Annotated in this window: 16 protein-coding genes; 7 read left to right on the plus strand and 9 right to left on the minus strand. The window is 74.0% G+C overall.

Annotated elements, in window-relative coordinates; all coding sequences use genetic code 11:
* Window positions 1-139 precede the first annotated feature (139 nt).
* Window positions 140-1,297 (plus strand): peptidoglycan DD-metalloendopeptidase family protein, encoded by a 1,158-nt coding sequence (locus IRY44_RS02355; protein ID WP_194798809.1) that lies wholly within the window; start codon window positions 140-142, stop codon window positions 1,295-1,297.
* A gap of 84 nt (window positions 1,298-1,381) precedes the next feature.
* Window positions 1,382-1,822, plus strand: a complete 441-nt coding sequence (locus IRY44_RS02360; protein ID WP_194798810.1) for a hypothetical protein — start codon at window positions 1,382-1,384, stop codon at window positions 1,820-1,822.
* A 7-nt stretch (window positions 1,823-1,829) separates the two neighbouring features.
* Here IRY44_RS02360 and IRY44_RS02365 read toward each other — a convergent pair whose 3' ends face one another.
* From IRY44_RS02365 to IRY44_RS02385, 5 genes are read right to left on the minus strand one after another with little or no spacing between them, the layout of a single operon-like run.
* A complete protein-coding gene (locus IRY44_RS02365) occupies window positions 1,830-2,540 on the minus strand; it encodes an ABC transporter ATP-binding protein (protein WP_194798811.1) in 711 nt (236 codons plus the stop codon).
* The gene (locus IRY44_RS02370) at window positions 2,537-3,505 is read right to left on the minus strand and encodes an ABC transporter ATP-binding protein (RefSeq protein WP_194798812.1); all 969 of its coding nucleotides are present in this window, start codon (window positions 3,503-3,505) and stop codon (window positions 2,537-2,539) included. Before IRY44_RS02370 ends, IRY44_RS02365 begins: the two co-directional genes overlap by 4 nt.
* On the minus strand, window positions 3,502-4,368 hold the full coding sequence (locus IRY44_RS02375) for an ABC transporter permease (RefSeq protein WP_194798813.1): 867 nt from the start codon (window positions 4,366-4,368) through the stop codon (window positions 3,502-3,504). Before IRY44_RS02375 ends, IRY44_RS02370 begins: the two co-directional genes overlap by 4 nt.
* Entirely contained in the window at window positions 4,361-5,365 is a 1,005-nt protein-coding gene (locus IRY44_RS02380; RefSeq protein ID WP_194798814.1) for an ABC transporter permease, read from the minus strand. The genes IRY44_RS02375 and IRY44_RS02380 overlap by 8 nt, the downstream gene beginning before the upstream one ends.
* Window positions 5,362-6,957, minus strand: coding sequence for an ABC transporter substrate-binding protein (locus IRY44_RS02385; RefSeq protein WP_194798815.1), 1,596 nt, complete (start codon window positions 6,955-6,957; stop codon window positions 5,362-5,364). Before IRY44_RS02385 ends, IRY44_RS02380 begins: the two co-directional genes overlap by 4 nt.
* A 205-nt stretch (window positions 6,958-7,162) precedes the next feature.
* On the opposite strand from IRY44_RS02385, the gene IRY44_RS02390 reads away from it, so the two are divergent.
* Window positions 7,163-8,431 (plus strand): PP2C family protein-serine/threonine phosphatase, encoded by a 1,269-nt coding sequence (locus IRY44_RS02390; protein WP_194798816.1) that lies wholly within the window; start codon window positions 7,163-7,165, stop codon window positions 8,429-8,431.
* Here the strand turns inward: IRY44_RS02390 and IRY44_RS02395 are convergent.
* Both IRY44_RS02395 and IRY44_RS02400 read right to left on the minus strand, forming a co-directional pair.
* Window positions 8,411-8,752: an STAS domain-containing protein gene (locus tag IRY44_RS02395; protein ID WP_269696046.1), complete on the minus strand. Its 342-nt coding sequence runs from the start codon at window positions 8,750-8,752 to the stop codon at window positions 8,411-8,413. The two genes, IRY44_RS02390 and IRY44_RS02395, sit on opposite strands and share 21 nt — an antisense overlap.
* A 104-nt stretch (window positions 8,753-8,856) precedes the next feature.
* Complete coding sequence (locus IRY44_RS02400; protein WP_194798818.1) at window positions 8,857-10,137, minus strand: MFS transporter; 1,281 nt, start codon at window positions 10,135-10,137, stop codon at window positions 8,857-8,859.
* 108 nt (window positions 10,138-10,245) lie between these two features.
* Between IRY44_RS02400 and IRY44_RS02405 the strand changes: the two genes are divergently transcribed.
* The 4 genes from IRY44_RS02405 (at window position 10,246) to IRY44_RS02420 (ending at window position 14,718) form a co-directional block, all read left to right on the plus strand.
* On the plus strand, window positions 10,246-11,664 hold the full coding sequence (locus tag IRY44_RS02405) for a PLP-dependent aminotransferase family protein (protein ID WP_194798819.1): 1,419 nt from the start codon (window positions 10,246-10,248) through the stop codon (window positions 11,662-11,664).
* Between the two features lie 88 nt (window positions 11,665-11,752).
* The gene (locus IRY44_RS02410) at window positions 11,753-12,262 is read left to right on the plus strand and encodes a SigE family RNA polymerase sigma factor (RefSeq protein ID WP_194798820.1); all 510 of its coding nucleotides are present in this window, start codon (window positions 11,753-11,755) and stop codon (window positions 12,260-12,262) included.
* On the plus strand, window positions 12,259-13,095 hold the full coding sequence (locus tag IRY44_RS02415) for a hypothetical protein (RefSeq protein WP_194798821.1): 837 nt from the start codon (window positions 12,259-12,261) through the stop codon (window positions 13,093-13,095). Before IRY44_RS02410 ends, IRY44_RS02415 begins: the two co-directional genes overlap by 4 nt.
* 36 nt (window positions 13,096-13,131) lie before the next feature.
* Window positions 13,132-14,718 carry a mucoidy inhibitor MuiA family protein gene (locus IRY44_RS02420; RefSeq protein ID WP_194798822.1) on the plus strand — a complete coding sequence of 529 codons (1,587 nt, stop codon included), beginning with the start codon at window positions 13,132-13,134 and terminating at the stop codon, window positions 14,716-14,718.
* 49 nt (window positions 14,719-14,767) lie between these two features.
* On the opposite strand, the gene IRY44_RS02425 is transcribed toward IRY44_RS02420, so the two are convergent.
* Both IRY44_RS02425 and IRY44_RS02430 read right to left on the minus strand, forming a co-directional pair.
* Window positions 14,768-15,037 carry a GlsB/YeaQ/YmgE family stress response membrane protein gene (locus IRY44_RS02425; RefSeq protein WP_174533488.1) on the minus strand — a complete coding sequence of 90 codons (270 nt, stop codon included), beginning with the start codon at window positions 15,035-15,037 and terminating at the stop codon, window positions 14,768-14,770.
* A gap of 111 nt (window positions 15,038-15,148) precedes the next feature.
* Complete coding sequence (locus IRY44_RS02430) at window positions 15,149-16,126, minus strand: ion transporter (RefSeq protein WP_269696041.1); 978 nt, start codon at window positions 16,124-16,126, stop codon at window positions 15,149-15,151.
* Window positions 16,127-16,184 lie beyond the last annotated feature (58 nt).

Here is a 16,184-nt window from a genome sequence, read left to right on the forward strand (position 1 = left end):
AAACCCGCGCCGTTTGAAGATCCGCTTCCAGGTGCGCCTCGACGCACAGATCCTTCACCGAAGCAGGCGGAACTCGTAGACAATTTTCATGCCCTTCGATAGCCTCGCCATTCAGTGATGCTTGTCGATAGGAGGCCCCATGCGACGGCTCGTGCTCTCCTTCACGCTGGCGGCGATCGGCGCCGGGGCCGTGGTACCGGCCCCGGCCTCGGCCGCGCCCCGCCCGGCACCCGCGCCCGTCACCGAAGCGGTGACCGCGAAACTCCTCGGCCAGGCCGACGCCGCGACCCGGACCGCCGGGCCGCAGCGGACCCGGGTCACCGTCACCCGGGCGAGCGGCGGATGGGCCTTCGGTACCGCGGTGCTGCTGGCGGACCGGTCCGCCGACGCGCACCCCACCGGGTCGGTCTTCCTCGCGCGGGCCGACGGCAAGGGCTGGACCGTCGCCTTCGACGGCGAGGCGTCGTTCGGTGACCTGGCCGCCGCGTCACCGCTGGTGAACAAGGACGAGAAGGCGGTGTTCACCGCGCCCGTCGCCCCCATGTACGCGGGGAGCGACTTCCGGACCGGCATGGCCCTGCCGTTCGCGGTCGGGCAGACGTGGACGCTCACCGGCGGGCCGCACGGCTGGGGCGGCGGCGCGCCGTGGAGTTCCGTCGACCTCGCCGGCGGCGACCAGGTGGTCCGAGCCGCGCGGGCCGGAACGGCGTACACGATGTGCACCGGGTGGATCCGGGTCATCCACGACCGGGGCTACTCGACCGACTACTACCACCTGTGGAGCAGCATCTCCGTAAACGGCGCCGCCGTCGGGCAGGGCGCCTACCTCGGTTACACCGGCACCGACGTCACCTGCGGCGGCTCCGCCACCGGCCGGCACGTGCACTTCGGGCTGCGGCAGAACTCGGTCTACGTCCCGATCGCCGGGCACGGCATCGGCAAGTGGGACTTCGTCAGCGGCGCCGGCGAGTACCAGGGTGGCGCCCGGCACGGATCCGCCTACGCCGGCGTGGGCGGCGCCGTCTACAACTACGGCGCGCTCGGCTTCAACCAGGGAGTCGTCGACGCCAACGGCGGCGGCACGCTGACCCGGCGCTCCGGTCCCGGAACGGGGTACGGCGTCCTCGGATCGCTCGCGGACGGCGCCACGGTCACCGTCTCCTGCTCCGCCAACGGCACCTCGCACACCGGCCGGTACGGCACCACCGCGTTGTGGGACCGGCTCAGCGACGGCAGCTGGGTGTCCGACGCCTACCTGTCCACCGGCGTCAACGGGCCGATAAACGGCTGGTGCTGACCACTCCGGGCCGCGCGCGACCGCGCGCGGCCCGACGTCGCCGGCCGTGCGTGCGGACAGCTCTGACTGCTACCTTCCGGACGCATGGACGACTCCCCTCGCTGGTACCGCCCGGCCCCCGACGTGCTGCTCACGGTCGGCAGCGCCACCGCGCTGCTCGGCTACCTGATCCCGTGGTTCCGCGCCAGCCGCCTGCACCAGTGGTCGTACTCGGGCTGGGCCTACCTGGAGACCGAGGGCGGCTGGACCTGGCTGGTCGTGGTGTCCCTGGTGATCGCCCTCCTCGCCGGCCTCTGGGCCGGGCGGAGCGTGGCGTGCGCCAAGCTCGCGGTCGGGGCGGCGGTGGCCGGGATGTTCCTCGCCGGTGCGGTGGTCGCGGTGAGCCTGGGCGCGCTGCCGGAACGCGACAGCATCAACTGGGTCGGTGAGCTGCCGTTCGAGATGGGGATGCCGCTCATGGCGACCGGATTCGGGGCCGTCGTCGCCGGGGCGCTGGGCACCGTACGCCGCCCGGTGCAGGAGTGACGCGAGGTCACGCCGCCGGCAGGTCCACCACCCGAGTGGCCCAGCGGGCCATCAGCGCCGGGTCGTGGGTGATGACCAGGACCCCGGCGCCCTGCCGGCGCTGGTAGTCGCCGACGACGGCGGCGACGTGCGCCTGGGTGGAGGCGTCGAGCATCGCGGTGGCCTCGTCGCAGAGCAGGTAGTCCGGCCGGTGGACCAGGGCGCGGGCCAGGCAGGCGCGTTGCAGTTGCCCGTCGCTCACCGCGTGCGGGCGGCGGGTCAGCAGGTCGGGCGTCAGTCCGACCAGGTCGGCCAGCTCCGCCGCGCGGGCCGCCGCCTGCTCACGCGGTGTGCCGGTGGCACGTAGCGGCTCAGCGACGATGTCGGCGAGGCTGAGCCGCGGGTCGGTGGCGGCACGCGGGCTCTGGAACAGGATCGCGACACGGGTGCGCAGTTCCGCCGGCAGGCGGTGGCGGACGCCGCCGACCCGTTTCCCGTCGATCGTGACGTGACCGCCGTCCGGGGCGTGCAGCAGGGCGAGGACACGGGCGAGAGTGGACTTGCCGCTGCCCGAGGGGCCGCGCAGCCCGACCGTCTCGCCCGGGGCGATGTGCAGTTCGACCCGGTCGAGGACGCCCCGCCCGCCGTACGCGACGGAGACCTGGTACGCGGCGAGCCCGGCGGCCGGCGCGGCGCCCGGGGCGGCGGCATCGGTCGCGCCCGGAACCGTGAGCGTCATGCCGGTACCTCCTCGCGGCGCGGGTGGTGACAGGCGACCGAGCCCGCGCCGTCGGCGGCCAGGCGGGGCACTGTCGCGCAGGTGTCGGTGGCGCGGACGCAGCGCGGGGCGAAGGCGCAGCCGCCGGGCAGGTCGGTGAGCGCCGGCGGGTGCCCGGGCACCGGCACGAACGCGCGGTCCGGCAGCGCGTCGAGCAGCCCGGCGGTGTACGGGTGGGCCGGGTCGTCGAACAGCCCCTCGGCCGGGCGGTGCTCGACGATGCGGCTGGCGTACATCACCGCGACGGTGTCCGCGACGCGGCGCGCGGCGGCCAGGTCGTGCGTGATGAGCAGGACGGCCGCGCCGGTGTCGCAGCGGCGGCGCAGCAGGTCCAGCGTGTGGTCGACGAGCGGCCGGTCCAGGCCGGTGGTGGGTTCGTCGGCGAGCAGCACCGGCGGGTCCGGTGCGAGAGCCAGCGCGGTGGCGAGCCGCTGGGCCATGCCGCCGGACAGCTCGTGCGGGTACCGGTCCAGGTCGGCCGGGTCGAGACCGACGTCGGCGGCGATCCGGTCGGCGGCGGCCGGCGCGTCGCGGCGGGTGTGCCCGTGCGCGCGCAGCGTCTCCTCCAGCAGCTTCCGCCCGGTACGCACCGGGGTGAGCGCGGTGGCGGGGCTCTGCGGGACCAGGCCGACGCCCCGGCCGCGTACGTGCCGGGCGAGGTGCCGCTCCCCCGCGCCGATCAGGTCGACAGCCTCGCGTCCCGGCGCGTGCAGGCGGGCCTGCCCGGTGACTGCGGCGTTGCGCGGCAGCAGGCCGAGCAGGGCGTGCGCGAGGACGGACTTGCCGCACCCGGACTCGCCGACCACCGCGAGCAGCTCGCCGGGCCGCAGCGTGAGGCTCAGGTCGGTGACGGCGTGCACGAGCGCGTCGCGCAGCCGGAAGCGGACGGTCAGCCCGTCGACGGTCAGCAGCGCCGGGGCGGTCACAGCTGCAGCTCCGCCCGTACGCGCGGGTCGAGGCGGTCACGCCACCGGCCGGTGAGCACGGCGAGCGCCAGCGTGGCCGCCACGAGCAGGAGGCCGGGGACGATGCTGGCCCACCAGGCGCCGGTGAGCAGCGACCGCTGCCCGTCGTTGATCATGTTGCCGATCGAGGCGAGGTGCGGCGGCAGGCCCAGGCCGAGGAACGACAGCGCGGTCTCGTGCCAGACGGCGTGCGGCACCATGAGCGTGGTCGCCAGCGCCAGGCGCGGCAGCACGTGCGGCAGCAGGTGCCGGGTGAGCACCCGAATGCGCCCGGCACCGCCGGAGATCGCGGCGTCCACGAACGGCCGGTTGCGCAGGCTGAGCAGTTCCGACCGCACGATCCGGGCGGTGGACAGCCAGTGCGTCAGCGCGATGGATGCGATCACCGCCCCGAGGCTGGGGCGCAGCATCGCCACGATGAAGATGCCCAGCAGCAGGTGCGGCAGCGCGGCGACGGTGTCCACGACGCGCATGAGCGCCCGGTCGACCCAGCCGCCGACGCTGCCGGCGACGGCGCCGACCAGGCCGCCGATGACCGCTGCGACGAGCGCGGCGACCGCGCCGACGAGCAGCGAGACGCGCAGGCCGTAGAGGCTGCGCAACGCCACGTCGCGGCCGAGGTCGTCGGTGCCGGCCAGGTGCTCCGGCGAGGGCGCGAGGCGGGTACGGGAGAGGTCGACGGCGCTCTGGTCCAGCGGCCACAGGAGCGGGGCGAGCAGCGCGGCGGCGACCACACCGGCGAGCACGACGACGGCGGCAGTCGTGCCGATGCCGCCGGTTCGGCGCAGGCGCCGGACGCGCGCGGGAAGGGCGAGGTCAGTCATCGAGGCGTACCCGGGGGTCGGCGGCGGCGTAGGCGAGGTCGGTGAGGAGGTTCGCGGTCAGCACCACGACGGTGGTGACCAGGGTCGTGGCCGCGAGCAGTGGGAAGTCGGCGCCCAGCGCGGCCTCGACGGTGACCGCACCGAGGCCGGGCAGGGAGAACACGGTCTCCACCAGGACCGCGCCGCCGACGAGTTCGGGCAGGTGCGTGCCGACCAGGGTGAGGAACGGCAGCAACGCGGTCCGCAGCGCGTGTCCGAACAGGACGACCCGGCCCGGAAGCCCCCGGGCGCGGGCGGCCAGGACGTGGTCGTCGCGCAGACTCTCGGCGACCGCGTCGCGGACGAACAGCACGAACCACGGCGCCTGGGAGATCGCCAGCACCGTCACCGGGAGCACCAGGTGCCGGGCCACGTCGGCCGGGTCGGTACCGGTGGCGGTGATGTCGGTGAGCCCGCCGGCGGGCAGCCAGCCGAGGCTGAGCGCGAACACGGCGATCGCCGCGAGGCCGATCCAGAACACCGGCATGGACTGCACGGCGTACGCGACGGCGCGCAGCGCCCTGTCGAACCAGCCACCACGGCGGTACGCGGCGAGCGTGCCCAGCAGGACGCTCGCCACCAGCACCAGGGCGAGCGCGGTGCCGACGAGCAGCAGCGTCCAGCCGGCCCGGGCCGCCAGCACGGACGTGACCGGCTCGTGCCGGCTGGTCGACCAGCCCAGGTCGCCGCGCAGCAGGTTGCCGATCCAGCGGGCGTACTGCACCGGCAGCGGATCGTCGACACCCCAGTTGGCGCGGATCTGCGCGAGGTTCTCCTCGCTCGTGGTGAACGCCGCCGCGCCCGCGTACTGCTGGGCCGGGTCGATCGGGGAGGCGGCGCCGAGGGCGAACATGCCCATGCTGGTGGCGGCGAGCACCGGTACGGCGACCAGCAGCCGCCGGCGGATCACAGTGCCCGCCCCGGCCAGCCGTCGCCGGCCGGTCACGGCTGCCGTCACCGCTTCTTCGTCCAGGTGTGCACGTTCCACCAGATGCTGTTGGCGACGTCGTGCTCGTGCGGCTCCACCCGCGGCGTCACCCCGGTCACGGCGTCCTTCAGCACGTAGGTGTGCTGGAGGTAGGTGAGGAACACCCACGGCACGTCGGCGGCGAGCTGCTTCTGGAACGTGGCGTACGCGGCCTTGCGGACGGCCGGGTCGGCGCTGTCCCGGCCGTCCTGCAGCGCGGCGTCGGTGACAGTGGACCGGTACGAGCCGGGGTTGAAGAAGCCCTGCCCGGCGAAGGCCGAGCTGAACAGCTTGTAGGAGACGAAGTCCGGGTCGTACGGGGTGCCGTAGCCCATGATCAGGGCGTCGTTCTTCATCCGCGGGGTGATCGCGTCCCAGGTCAGCCCCTCCGGCGTGACTTTGATGCCGACCTTCTTCGCGTCGGCGGTGACGGCCAGCGCGAGTTCCTTGCGCAGGCTGTCGGTGGCCGGGTACATGAGCGCGAACGCGGCCTGCCGCCCGTCCTTGACGCGGATGCCGTCCGGGCCGGGCTTCCACCCGGCGGCGTCCAGCGCGGCGGTCGCCGCGGCGGTGTCGGCGGCGGGCCGGCCGGTGATCGACGACTCGGCGTATTCCGACGTGGGCGGCACCGGCCCGAACGCGGGCTCGCCCGCACCGCCGAGCACCCCCGTCACCATCGCCTGCCGGTCCACGGCGACGTTCAGCGCCCGCCGGATCGCGAGGTCGCCGGTGACCGGGTTGCCCATCGGCAGCATGACGCCCCGGTAGTCGGCGGTCGGCACCCGGTGCACCCGGTAGCCGTTCCGGTTCTCGAACCCGGAGGCGAGCTTCGGCGCCAGCTCCGCCGCGTCGAACTCGCCGGCGCGCATCCGCTGGGCCCGGACGTTGTCGTCGGCGACGAACGCCACCACCACGCCGGAGTTCGCCGGTTTGCCGTCCCAGTACGTCTCGTTCGCCGCGAGCAACAGCCGGTCACCAGGGGTCCAGGAGGTGAACCGGTACGGGCCGGTGCCGACCGGCTTGCGGTTGAACGCGGCCTTGTTGACGTCCTGCCCGGCGAACGCCTTCGCCGGGACGATCCCCAGCGCCAGCCGTTGCAGGAACGGCGCGTACGCGTACTTCAGGGTGAACACGACAGTCGCCGGGTCGGGCGCGGTGACGGAGGCGAGCATGTCCAGATCGGAGCGCAGCGTGGAGTCGACTCTCGGGTCGAGCACCGCCTGGTAGGTGAACACCACGTCCTGGGCGGTCAGCGGGCCGCCGTCGTGGAACAGCACGCCCTCGCGCAGCTTCGCGGTGACCGTCTTCCCGTCCGCCGAGACGGTGGGCAGCTCGCGGGCCAGGGCGGGCGCCAGTTCGTTGCGGGCGTCCCGGGCGACCAGCCCGTCGAAGATCAGCGACGCGCCGTCGACGCCGTAGTTGAGCACCGGGTTGAGCGTGTCCGGCTCGCCCGCTGTGGCGACCACCAGCGTGCCGGCGCTGCCCGTCCGTCCGGTCGAGGCCGTCGGCGACGAGCAGCCGGCAACGGCGAGCAGGGCGGCGAGTGCCGCGGCCACGCGTACGGGCTTGGGCTTGATCGCCACCGGCAACCCCTCGAACTCGTCCTAGGTAGCGGGCGGGCGCTCCGGCGAAGATCAGATCACCGGGTGCCCGAGCGCCCGCCCACTTCTGCCACTATTCGGTAGTTGCCAAGCATATGCAATAGGGAGCCATCGACGGCGGACGGCCCTCCGGGCTCGGGCGTCCGCTCGTGAGGCGGCCACCCGGCGCGCTGAATATGCTCAGAGCGTGGAGGACAGCGAGCAGGCGGTGCTGGCCGGGATGCTGCAGTCGGCCGAGGACGCCGCCCCGGTGGAGGCGGTCGAGGCCGTCACCGGCGTCATCGCCACGACGCTGAACGCGCGCGGCGTCTCGCTGCTGATCGCCGACCTCAGCGGCCGTGCGCTGGTCCGGCTGACCCACCAGCCGGCCCGTGGCGGTCCCGGCCGGCGCCACGGCGAGGAGGACGCCGAGGTCCTCCCCTTCGACGGCGGACCCTACGAACGCGCCCTCCGGCAGCAGGCCCCCGAGGTCGTCCCCGGCGACGGCACGTGGACCGTGCTGGCACCGGTCACCGACCGCGGAGAGGCGATCGGCCTGCTGGAGATCGACCTGCCCGACGAGCCGGACGACGACGTGGTGAACTGGGTAGCCCGTACCGCGCACGCGCTGGCGTTCGTGGTCATCGCCAACCGCCGGCACACCGACCTGTTCGAGTGGGGACAGCGGACCACCCCGTTCAGCCTCTCCGCCGAGATCCAGCGCCGTCTGCTGCCCGCCTCGTTCACCTGCGAGGGCGGCGCCTTCACCCTCTCCGGCTGGCTGGAACCCGCCGCCAGCGTCGGCGGGGACACCTTCGACTACAGCCTCGCGCGGAATCTGCTGCACCTCAGCGTCACCGACGCGATGGGCCACGGCGTGGCGAGCGCGCTCACCGCCACCCTCGGCGTGGGCAGCCTGCGCAACACCCGCCGGCGCGGCGGCAGCCTGATCGCCCAGGCCGAGGAGGCCAACCGGGCCGTCGCGGAGCACGCGAACGTACGCGGCGCGTACGTCACCGCCGTACTGGGCCGCATCGACCTCACCACCGGCCGCTGTGAGCTGCTGAACGCGGGACACGTCCCACCGCTGCTGGTCCGGGACGGCCAGGTTCTACCCGTGGAGTTGCCCGGCAACTTCCCGCTCGGCATGTTCCCCGGCGAGAGCTACCGCAGCGGAGAGCTGGCCCTGCTGCCCGGCGACCGGCTGGTGATGGTCACCGACGGCATGCGCGAACGCAACGCTGCCGACCTGGACCTGCCCGGGGCGCTGCTCAGCCTCACCCACCTGCATCCCCGCGAGGCGGTCCGCGCGCTGTCCGACGCGGTGCTGGCAGCCGCCGGGCCGGCGCTGACCGACGACGCCACGCTGCTCGTCGTCGACTGGTACGGCGGCCACGGGCCGCGGCGCAGCACCGCCGGCGCCGACACCACTCGCGTCAGTCCCGACGAGGAGCGCTCAGCGCACCGCCGCCGGTGAGCCGTCCTCGGCGTCCCGCACGGTGCCGAAGAGCGGGATGACACGGTCCACCGAGGTGATCGAGAAGACGTTGCGGATCGACTGGCGGACGACGGCCAGACCGAGCCAGCCGTCGCGCTCCCGCAGGTTCTTGTAGACGAGCACCAGTGCGCCCAGGCCGCTGGAATCCACGAACCCGACCTGGGTCAGGTCGACGACCACCGTCCGCGCACCGGCCTCCACCACATCGAGCAGCCGGTCACGCAGCTGAGGCGCGCTGGCCATGTCCAGATCGCCGGCGACCTCGATCACCGGGCCGACGCGCCCCTGCCTGGTCGCCACCGAGAACTCCACCACTCCCCCTCAACCGCGCCGCAGAAGGCATCTCACTTCTACCCACCGTGCCAGAAATCCGCCCTGATCGCCTCCCGTAGGTGCGCAACGGCTCAGCGGCCTCGCCGCGACGTGGTGGAGGACACCTCAGTGCCGGTCGAGCCCAGTGCCGGAGCGGGAATCCACACCTCGGTGGCGGCCCGGCGGCGCTCGGCGAGGCGTACCGCCGGACGCATGGCCAGGCCCGCGACCACGAACAGCCCGCCGAGCACCAGCCAGCCCGGCGTGCCCCAGCCGAGCAGCAGCGAGGTCAGCAGCACCGGGCCGAGCATCCGGGCCAACTGCGGCGCCATGCCGAAGAAGCCCTGGTACTGCCCCTGCCGGTCGGGGCGGGCCAGGGTGAAGCCGACCTCCCAGCCGCTGGCCGCCTGCACCATCTCGCCGAACACCTGCACCAGTGCCGCGCCCAGCAGCACCGCCGAGGCCACCCACGCGCCGCCGACCACCCCGGAGACCGCGTACGCGCCGCAGGCGACAAGCAGGACCCAACCGGCGTGCCCGCTGGCCCGCGCCGCCGTGCCGGGATCGGTCACCCGGCGGGCCACCCGGACCTGCCACAGCACCACGCACAGCATGTTCACGGTGAGCACGATCGCGCCCATCGGCGCCGGGGCGTCGGTCCGTTCCGCGATCCACAGTGGCAACGCCAGGCTGAGCAGCGGCATGTTCAGGCACATCACCGCGTTCAGCAGGGTGATCAGCGCGTACGGGCGGTCGCGCAGCACGGCCAGCCGTCCCGGCTCGGGTCCGGCCGGGACCGGCGCCGCCGCCTCGGGCAGCCGGCGCACCAGCAGGGCCGCGGCCAGGAAGCTCGCCGCGTCGAGCGCGAAGGCGGACAGATACGCCGGGCGGCTGTCCGCCCAGAGCACGAGCGCGCCCAGCCCGGCCCCGGCGGCCAGGCCGGCGTTCGAGACCGACTGCAACCGGGCCCGTACCGCGGTGCGCCGCGCGGGCTCGATCAGCCCGACCAGCAGCGCCTGCCGGCTGGCGGTGAGCCCGGCCTGGCAGGCGGCGTAGCAACAGGCGAGCAGCACGAACAGCGGGAAGGAACGGATCACGAGGAAGCCGCTGAGTGCGGCGGCGGTGGCGACGGCGAAGACGACTGTCATCCGCCGCGCGCCGTAGCGGTCTGCCAGCTGGCCGGCGGGCACCCCGGCGAGGATGCCCGTCGACCAGCCCACGGTGAGGGCGATCCCGACCTGCGCCGGGGACAACCCGACCACCCGGATGAAGAACAGCGCCGAGCAGGCGTAGAACGCGCCGTCACCCACCGAGTTCGCGAGCTGGGCCAGGGCCAGCACCCGGACCCGGCGGCCGGTGTCGACATCGGTCATTGCTCGTCCCCCGTTCGTCATGCTCCTTCCTTCATCCAAGACCTGCGGATTGGCTCGCAGAAGCGCCGATTCCAGGCGATTCGATTGGGCCAATGTAGTGTCGTCGCCGTGGACGTCCACGTCAGCCTGGCCGGTCCCGGCGACCGCGCCACCCGGATCCACAGGCAGTTGCTGGAGGCGATCCTGGACGGCCGGCTGCGGCCCGGGGAACGGCTGCCACCCACCCGCGAACTGGCCCGGCGCCTCGGCGTCTCCCGCAACACGGTCGCCGTCGCCTACGAGCGGCTGACCGCCGAGGGGCTGCTCACCGCCCGGGTCGGCGCGGGGACGTTCGTCGCCGACGAGCCGATCGCCCGCGCCCGGCCCCGTCCCGCGCCGGCCGGTGGGGTACGCCCCCGCGCGTTCTGGGCGTCCGCCGAGCCGGCGCCCACCGCCGCGCCCCGCCCGGGACACGACTTCCGGGCCGGCACCCCTGACACCGGGCTGTTCCCGCTGGCCACCTGGCGGCGACTGGTCGCCGGGGAACTGCGTACCGCGACGATCCGGGGCGGCTACGCCGACCCGGCCGGGCACCGGGGCCTCCGTAGCGCCGTCGCCCGGTACGTAGGTCTCGCCCGCGCGGTACTCGCCGGGCCCGACGACGTCGTCGTCACCCACGGCGCGCAGCAGGCGCTGGACCTGATCGCCCGGGTGATGCTCGAGCCGGGCGACCGGGTGGCCGTCGAGGACCCCGGCTATCCCCCGGCCCGGTGGCTGTTCGCCGGCCACGGCGCGCGGGTCGTGCCGGTACCGGTCGACGACGAGGGCATCGACGTACGCGCGCTACCAGGCGACGCGCGGCTGGTCTACGTCACCCCGTCGCACCAGTTCCCGCTGGGCGTCCGGATGTCCCCGGCCCGCCGGGCGGCGCTGCTGGACTGGGCGGCGACCCGGGACGCGGTGATCGTCGAGGACGACTACGACACCGAGTTCCGCTTCTCGGCGCGCCCGCTGGACCCGCTGCAGACGCTGGACCGGGCCGGGAAGGTGGTCTACGTCGGCACGTTCTCCAAGACGCTGCTGCCCATGCTGCGCCTCGGGTTCCTGGTCGCCCCCGCCTCGCTGCGCCCGGCGCTGCTGGCCGCCCGGCAGCTCACCGACTGGCACGGCGACCACACCACGCAGGCCGCACTGGCCCGGTTCATCGGCTCCGGCGAGCTGGCCCGGCACATCCGCAAGGCGACCCGGGTGTACGCCGAGCGGCGCGACCTGATCGACGCCGCGCTGCGCTCCGACCTCGCCGGCTGGCTCGACCCGGTGCCGTCCACGGCGGGCCTGCACCTGTGCGCGCGCCTGCGCCCGGACGCCGGCGTCGACCTGCCGACTGTCGTCGCACGGGCGGCCGAGGCCGGCGTCACCGTACGCGAGATCGCCGGCTACCAGGCGGGGCCGCCCGGCCCGGCCGGTCTGGTGCTCGGCTACGGCGCCGTCGCCACCGCCGACGTACCCGGAGGGCTCCGGTTGCTCGCACGCGGTTTCCGCGGCTGACCGGCGGCGGCGCAGATTCGCCGCGTCCTCTGAGCAACCCCGGGAGCCACACATGGCGTGACTATCCCGAATTCGATCGGAGGTCCGAATGAGTGATCGCGACACGGCGTTCGCGGAGTACTTCTCGGCGAGGCACCACGCCATGCGCGCCACCGCGTATCTGCTCTGCGGCGACTGGCACCGCGCGGAGGACCTGGTCCAGACCGGGTTCACCAAGCTGTACCTGGTCTGGAACCGGATCGCCCGGCACGAGGCGCTCGACTCCTACCTGCGCCAGATCATCGTCCGGTCCTTCCTCGACGAACGGCGGCGGGGCTGGTGGCGGCGGGAACGGGTGGGCACGCCCGACGCCGATCCGCCGGTGCCGGCGAGTCCGCACGAGGACCGGCTCGTGCTGCTCCAGGCGCTCGCCGCCGTACCGCCCCGGCAGCGGGCCGTCCTGGTCCTCCGCTACTGGGAGGACCTGCCGATCGACGAGGTGGCGGCGCTGCTGAACTGCTCGCCGGGAACGGTGAAGAGCCAGTCCGCCCGCGGACTGGACACGTTGCGCGGCCTCCTGTCACCCATGCACTCATCGAGCGAGAAGGGGCAACGATGAACGGAGACCAGCTGCGCGAGGCGCTTCGCGACGAGATGCTCGGCGTCGCCGCGCCACCGCGACCGAGCACGGACGCCATGCTCCGGACCGCTCGGCGGGCGCGCAACCGGCGCCGGGCCGTCCAGGCGTGCGCCGGGTCGGCGACGGCCGTACTCGCCGTCGTGGGTGTCGTGGCCCTCGCCAGCCCGGGCGGCGGCGACCGGCGCCCGCCGGCCGCGCTGCCGCAGGCCGCCCCGCCGCCGTCGGCGGACACGAGCGCCGAGCCGATGCCGACCGGGCCCGACGGCCTGCCGCAGGAGGACCGGACCGCGCGGGCGGGCACCCGGTACGACCAGGCCGCCCTGCTGCTCGACCGGCTCGTCACAGTGGTGCCCGACGGGTACACCGCCGAGAAGACCGTCTCCACCGAGACCGGGAAGGAGACGCTGGGCACCCATCAGGCTGACTTCACCGGACGGGCAGACGGCGTCGAGCTGTGGAGCTACCTGGCCTCGGTCGACGTGGCGAAGGGGACGTGGAAGGGGCGCCTGCTCACCGAGGTGCACACCGCGGGCAACCTGCTGCCGTCCGAGCCGTGTGCCCTGGCGCGCGAGTTCTGGGGCATGGGGGGCGAGTGCCAGCCGGTGACGATCGGCGACGCGACTGTGGGCGTGGTGGTCCGGCCCGGCGCGGACGACCGGTTCGACCAGTGGGCCGCCTACCGCCACCCCGACGGCGTGGTGGTCTTCGTCGCGCAGGGCGCGTACGACAGACAGGCGCCCGCGTCACCGCTGCCGTTCACCGCGCGCGACCTGGCCGCTGTCGCCGTCGACGAGCGGCTCCATCTGCGGTAGCCCTGCCGCGGGCGCGGCTGAACTACCCTCGCCGCCGTGGACACTCTGGAGATCGATGCGCCTGTCGTCGGCGTGACCGTCTACCCGGACCGCGCCCGGGTCACCCGCCGCGGCCGCGTCCGGCTGACCGCCGGCGACCACCGGGTACGCGTCGCCCCGCTCCCGCTGGGCCTGCGCCGGGACTCGATCCGGGTGGGTGGCCGGGGCGCGGTGACGGTGCTCGGGGTGGACATGGCCGCGTGGCGGCAGGCCCGCAGCACCGACGCCCAGGTCGTCGAGCTGGAACGGCGGCGGCGCGACCTGTCCGACGAGCTGGCCGAGGTCGGTGACACCGACGCGATCGAGGACCAGCGCGGCGATTTCCTCACCCGGCTGGCCGAGCGGGCGGGTGGCACGTACGCCCGGGCGCTGGCCGCGGGCGACGCGGCCCCGGCTGACGTCGCGGCCTTCACCGACTCGGTGGCCGGTCAGCTCGCCGAGTCGCGGGCCCGGCGGCGCGGGCTGGCCCGGCGGCGCGCCGAGCTGGCGGAGGAGCTGGCCGCCGTCGACCGGGAGCTGGACGCGGCGCGCGGCAAGCGGGAGCCGGACCGGCTGGCCGCCGAGGTGTCCGTCTCGGTGGACGCCGACGAGACCGAGGTGGAGCTGGAGCTGACGTACCTGGTGGACGGCGCCCGCTGGACGCCCTCATACGACCTGCGGCTGGTCGAGGACACCATGACCGTCACCTGGTTCGGGCTGGTCAGCCAGGGCACCGGGGAGGACTGGCCGGAGTGCGAACTCCAGCTCTCCACCGCCCGCCCGGCGGCGGCGAGCGGCGTACCCGAATTGTCGCCCTGGTATCTCGACCGGTTCCGGCCGGAGCCGCCGATGGCCGTGTCGACCGCGTCGTTCGGCGGCACGGTGCCGCCCCCGGCGCCCGGCGCGGCGCTGGCGGCGGGCCGTCCCCGCGCGGCGCGGGCCGCGGCGCCGCCGGTGCGGGAGAGCGTCGCCGAGGTGGAGCAGGGCGTGACGGCGGCCACCTACCGGCCCGCGCGGCCGGTGGCGGTGCCGGCGGACGGCAGCGCGCACCGGGTGACGATCGCGGTGCTGGAGCTGCCGGCCCGGCTGGACCACGTGAGCGTGCCGGTACGCGCCGCCGAGGCGCACCTGCGGGCCACGGTCCGCAACACGTCGGACCACACGCTGCTGCCCGGCCCGGCGTCGGTCTTCCACGGTGCCGACTTCGTGGCGGCGACGCGGCTGAAGACATGGGCGCCGGGCGAGGAGACCGAGCTGGCGCTCGGGGTGGACGACCGGGTGCGGGTGGAGCGGAAGCTGTCCCGGCGCACCGAGAGCAAGGCCACGCTCGGGTCGACGCGGCGGCGGGAGGTGGAGTACCGGATCACTGTGGCGAACCACACGTCCCGCCCGGCCACTGTGGAGGTGCGGGATCAGCTGCCGGTGTCCCGGGACGAGTCGGTGGTGGTACGCGAGACGACGCTGACGCCGCCACCGGCCGAGCGTACGGAGCTGGGCGAGCTGATCTGGCGGCTGTCGCCGGCGCCGGGTGAGAGCGGCGAGATCGCCCTGGGCTTCCGGGTGGAGCTGGCGAAGGGCGTCGAGCTGACCGGCTGGCGGGAGTGACACGACGGGGCCGCTTCCGCGACGTGCGGAAGCGGCCCCGTCGGGTGCCTCAGATGCGGCGGCGGCCGTAGAGGCCGGCGAAGACGGCGACACCGATGGCGGCGAAGCCGACCTGGAGCGCCAGCTCGATCCAGTCGATGCCGGGGGTGTCGTCGACGCCGAACGCGCCGGCCACCAGCGTGCCGACGAACGCGGCGACCACACCGATGAGCAGGGTCAGCCAGATCGGGATGTTCTGCTTGCCCGGCACCACCAGGCGCCCGAGCGCACCGATGATGAGACCGATGATGAGCGCGGTGAAGAAGCCCGTGATCTCCACGAGAGGCGTCCCTTCCCTCAAATGTGTTGGCGTCAGCCTGGTTGCCCCGATCAACCAGTCGGTCAAACCCGGGAACCGCTTTCGTCACGGAACTGTCATGACCGTCTCTGATCAGTGGTCCGAGGGCTGCCGGCGGCGCGGCGCGCCGGGCGGCTCCTCCCTGTCGATGCGCAGTTCCCGCTCCAGCTCGGCGATCACCATGCGCAGGTCGTCCAGGCGCTGGCTGATCGCGATCCGGTCCACCTCGTCCGGAATCCCGTCCCCGTCGGAGTCGTAGTCGGACGCCAGCCCCTCGGTCATCTCCAGCCGGCGCGCCTCCTCCATCGAGTTGACGATGACGGCGATGAGGATGTTCAGCAGGAGGTTCACCGCGATCATCACGAAGCTGACGTAGTAGAGCAGCGTCCACGGCGACACCTCCAGACCCTGTTCCAGCAGGTCCGGCAGCGTCTCCAGGGACAGCAGCACGAACAGCGTGACGAGCGAACGGCCGATGTCGCCGTACTGCTCGGGGTAGCGGTCGCCGAAGATCAGCCAGCCGGCCATGCCGTACACGTAGAGCGTGACGGCGGCGAGCGCGAGGAAACCCGCGACACCTGGGAGGCTGCGCCACAGCGCCGCGACGATGGTCCGCAGGCCGGGTGAGAAGCGCACCAGGCGCAGTACCCGGGCGACCCGGATGAACCGCAGCACCGCCGAGTCGCCGTGCAGGCCCGGGACGAATATGGCCGCTGTCACCAGCAGGTCGAAGACGTTCCAGCCGTGCCGGAAGAAGTCCTGCGGGCGGCGGCCGTACGCGAGCACCCGGATGGTGATCTCCACGACGAAGACCGCCCGGAACATCCACTCCGTCCACCGCAGCACCGGCCCGGCCGCGCCGAGGTTCGGGTACGTCTCGATGCCCAGCACCACGCCGTTGGCCATGATGAGCACCACGATGGCCACCTCGAACGGCCGGGACGCGACGATCCGGGCACAGTGGCCGGCCAGCCCACGCTTTCCGTCACTGGTCCGTCGCCCGCCGCGCGGTGCCGGAACCGTGTCCCCGATCAGCGTTCCCCTCCGGAGGGCCGGAGCCGGACGACGCACGCACGACGGGGGGTAGCCACCCGGACACTTTAGTGGATCACCGAGGGCGGGCGGCCGG

The organism is Micromonospora sp. ANENR4, assembly GCF_015354395.1.
Lineage (GTDB): Bacteria > Actinomycetota > Actinomycetes > Mycobacteriales > Micromonosporaceae > Micromonospora > Micromonospora aurantiaca.

Coding starts and splice junctions, on each gene's coding strand:
- IRY44_RS02415 (WP_194798821.1), top strand. CDS start 12,259: ATGAACGGAGACCAGCTGCGCGAGGCGCTTCGCGACGAGATGCTCGGC.
- IRY44_RS02375 (WP_194798813.1), bottom strand. CDS start 4,368: ATGACTGACCTCGCCCTTCCCGCGCGCGTCCGGCGCCTGCGCCGAACC.
- IRY44_RS02360 (WP_194798810.1), top strand. CDS start 1,382: ATGGACGACTCCCCTCGCTGGTACCGCCCGGCCCCCGACGTGCTGCTC.
- IRY44_RS02400 (WP_194798818.1), bottom strand. CDS start 10,137: ATGACCGATGTCGACACCGGCCGCCGGGTCCGGGTGCTGGCCCTGGCC.
- IRY44_RS02355 (WP_194798809.1), top strand. CDS start 140: ATGCGACGGCTCGTGCTCTCCTTCACGCTGGCGGCGATCGGCGCCGGG.
- IRY44_RS02410 (WP_194798820.1), top strand. CDS start 11,753: ATGAGTGATCGCGACACGGCGTTCGCGGAGTACTTCTCGGCGAGGCAC.
- IRY44_RS02365 (WP_194798811.1), bottom strand. CDS start 2,540: ATGACGCTCACGGTTCCGGGCGCGACCGATGCCGCCGCCCCGGGCGCC.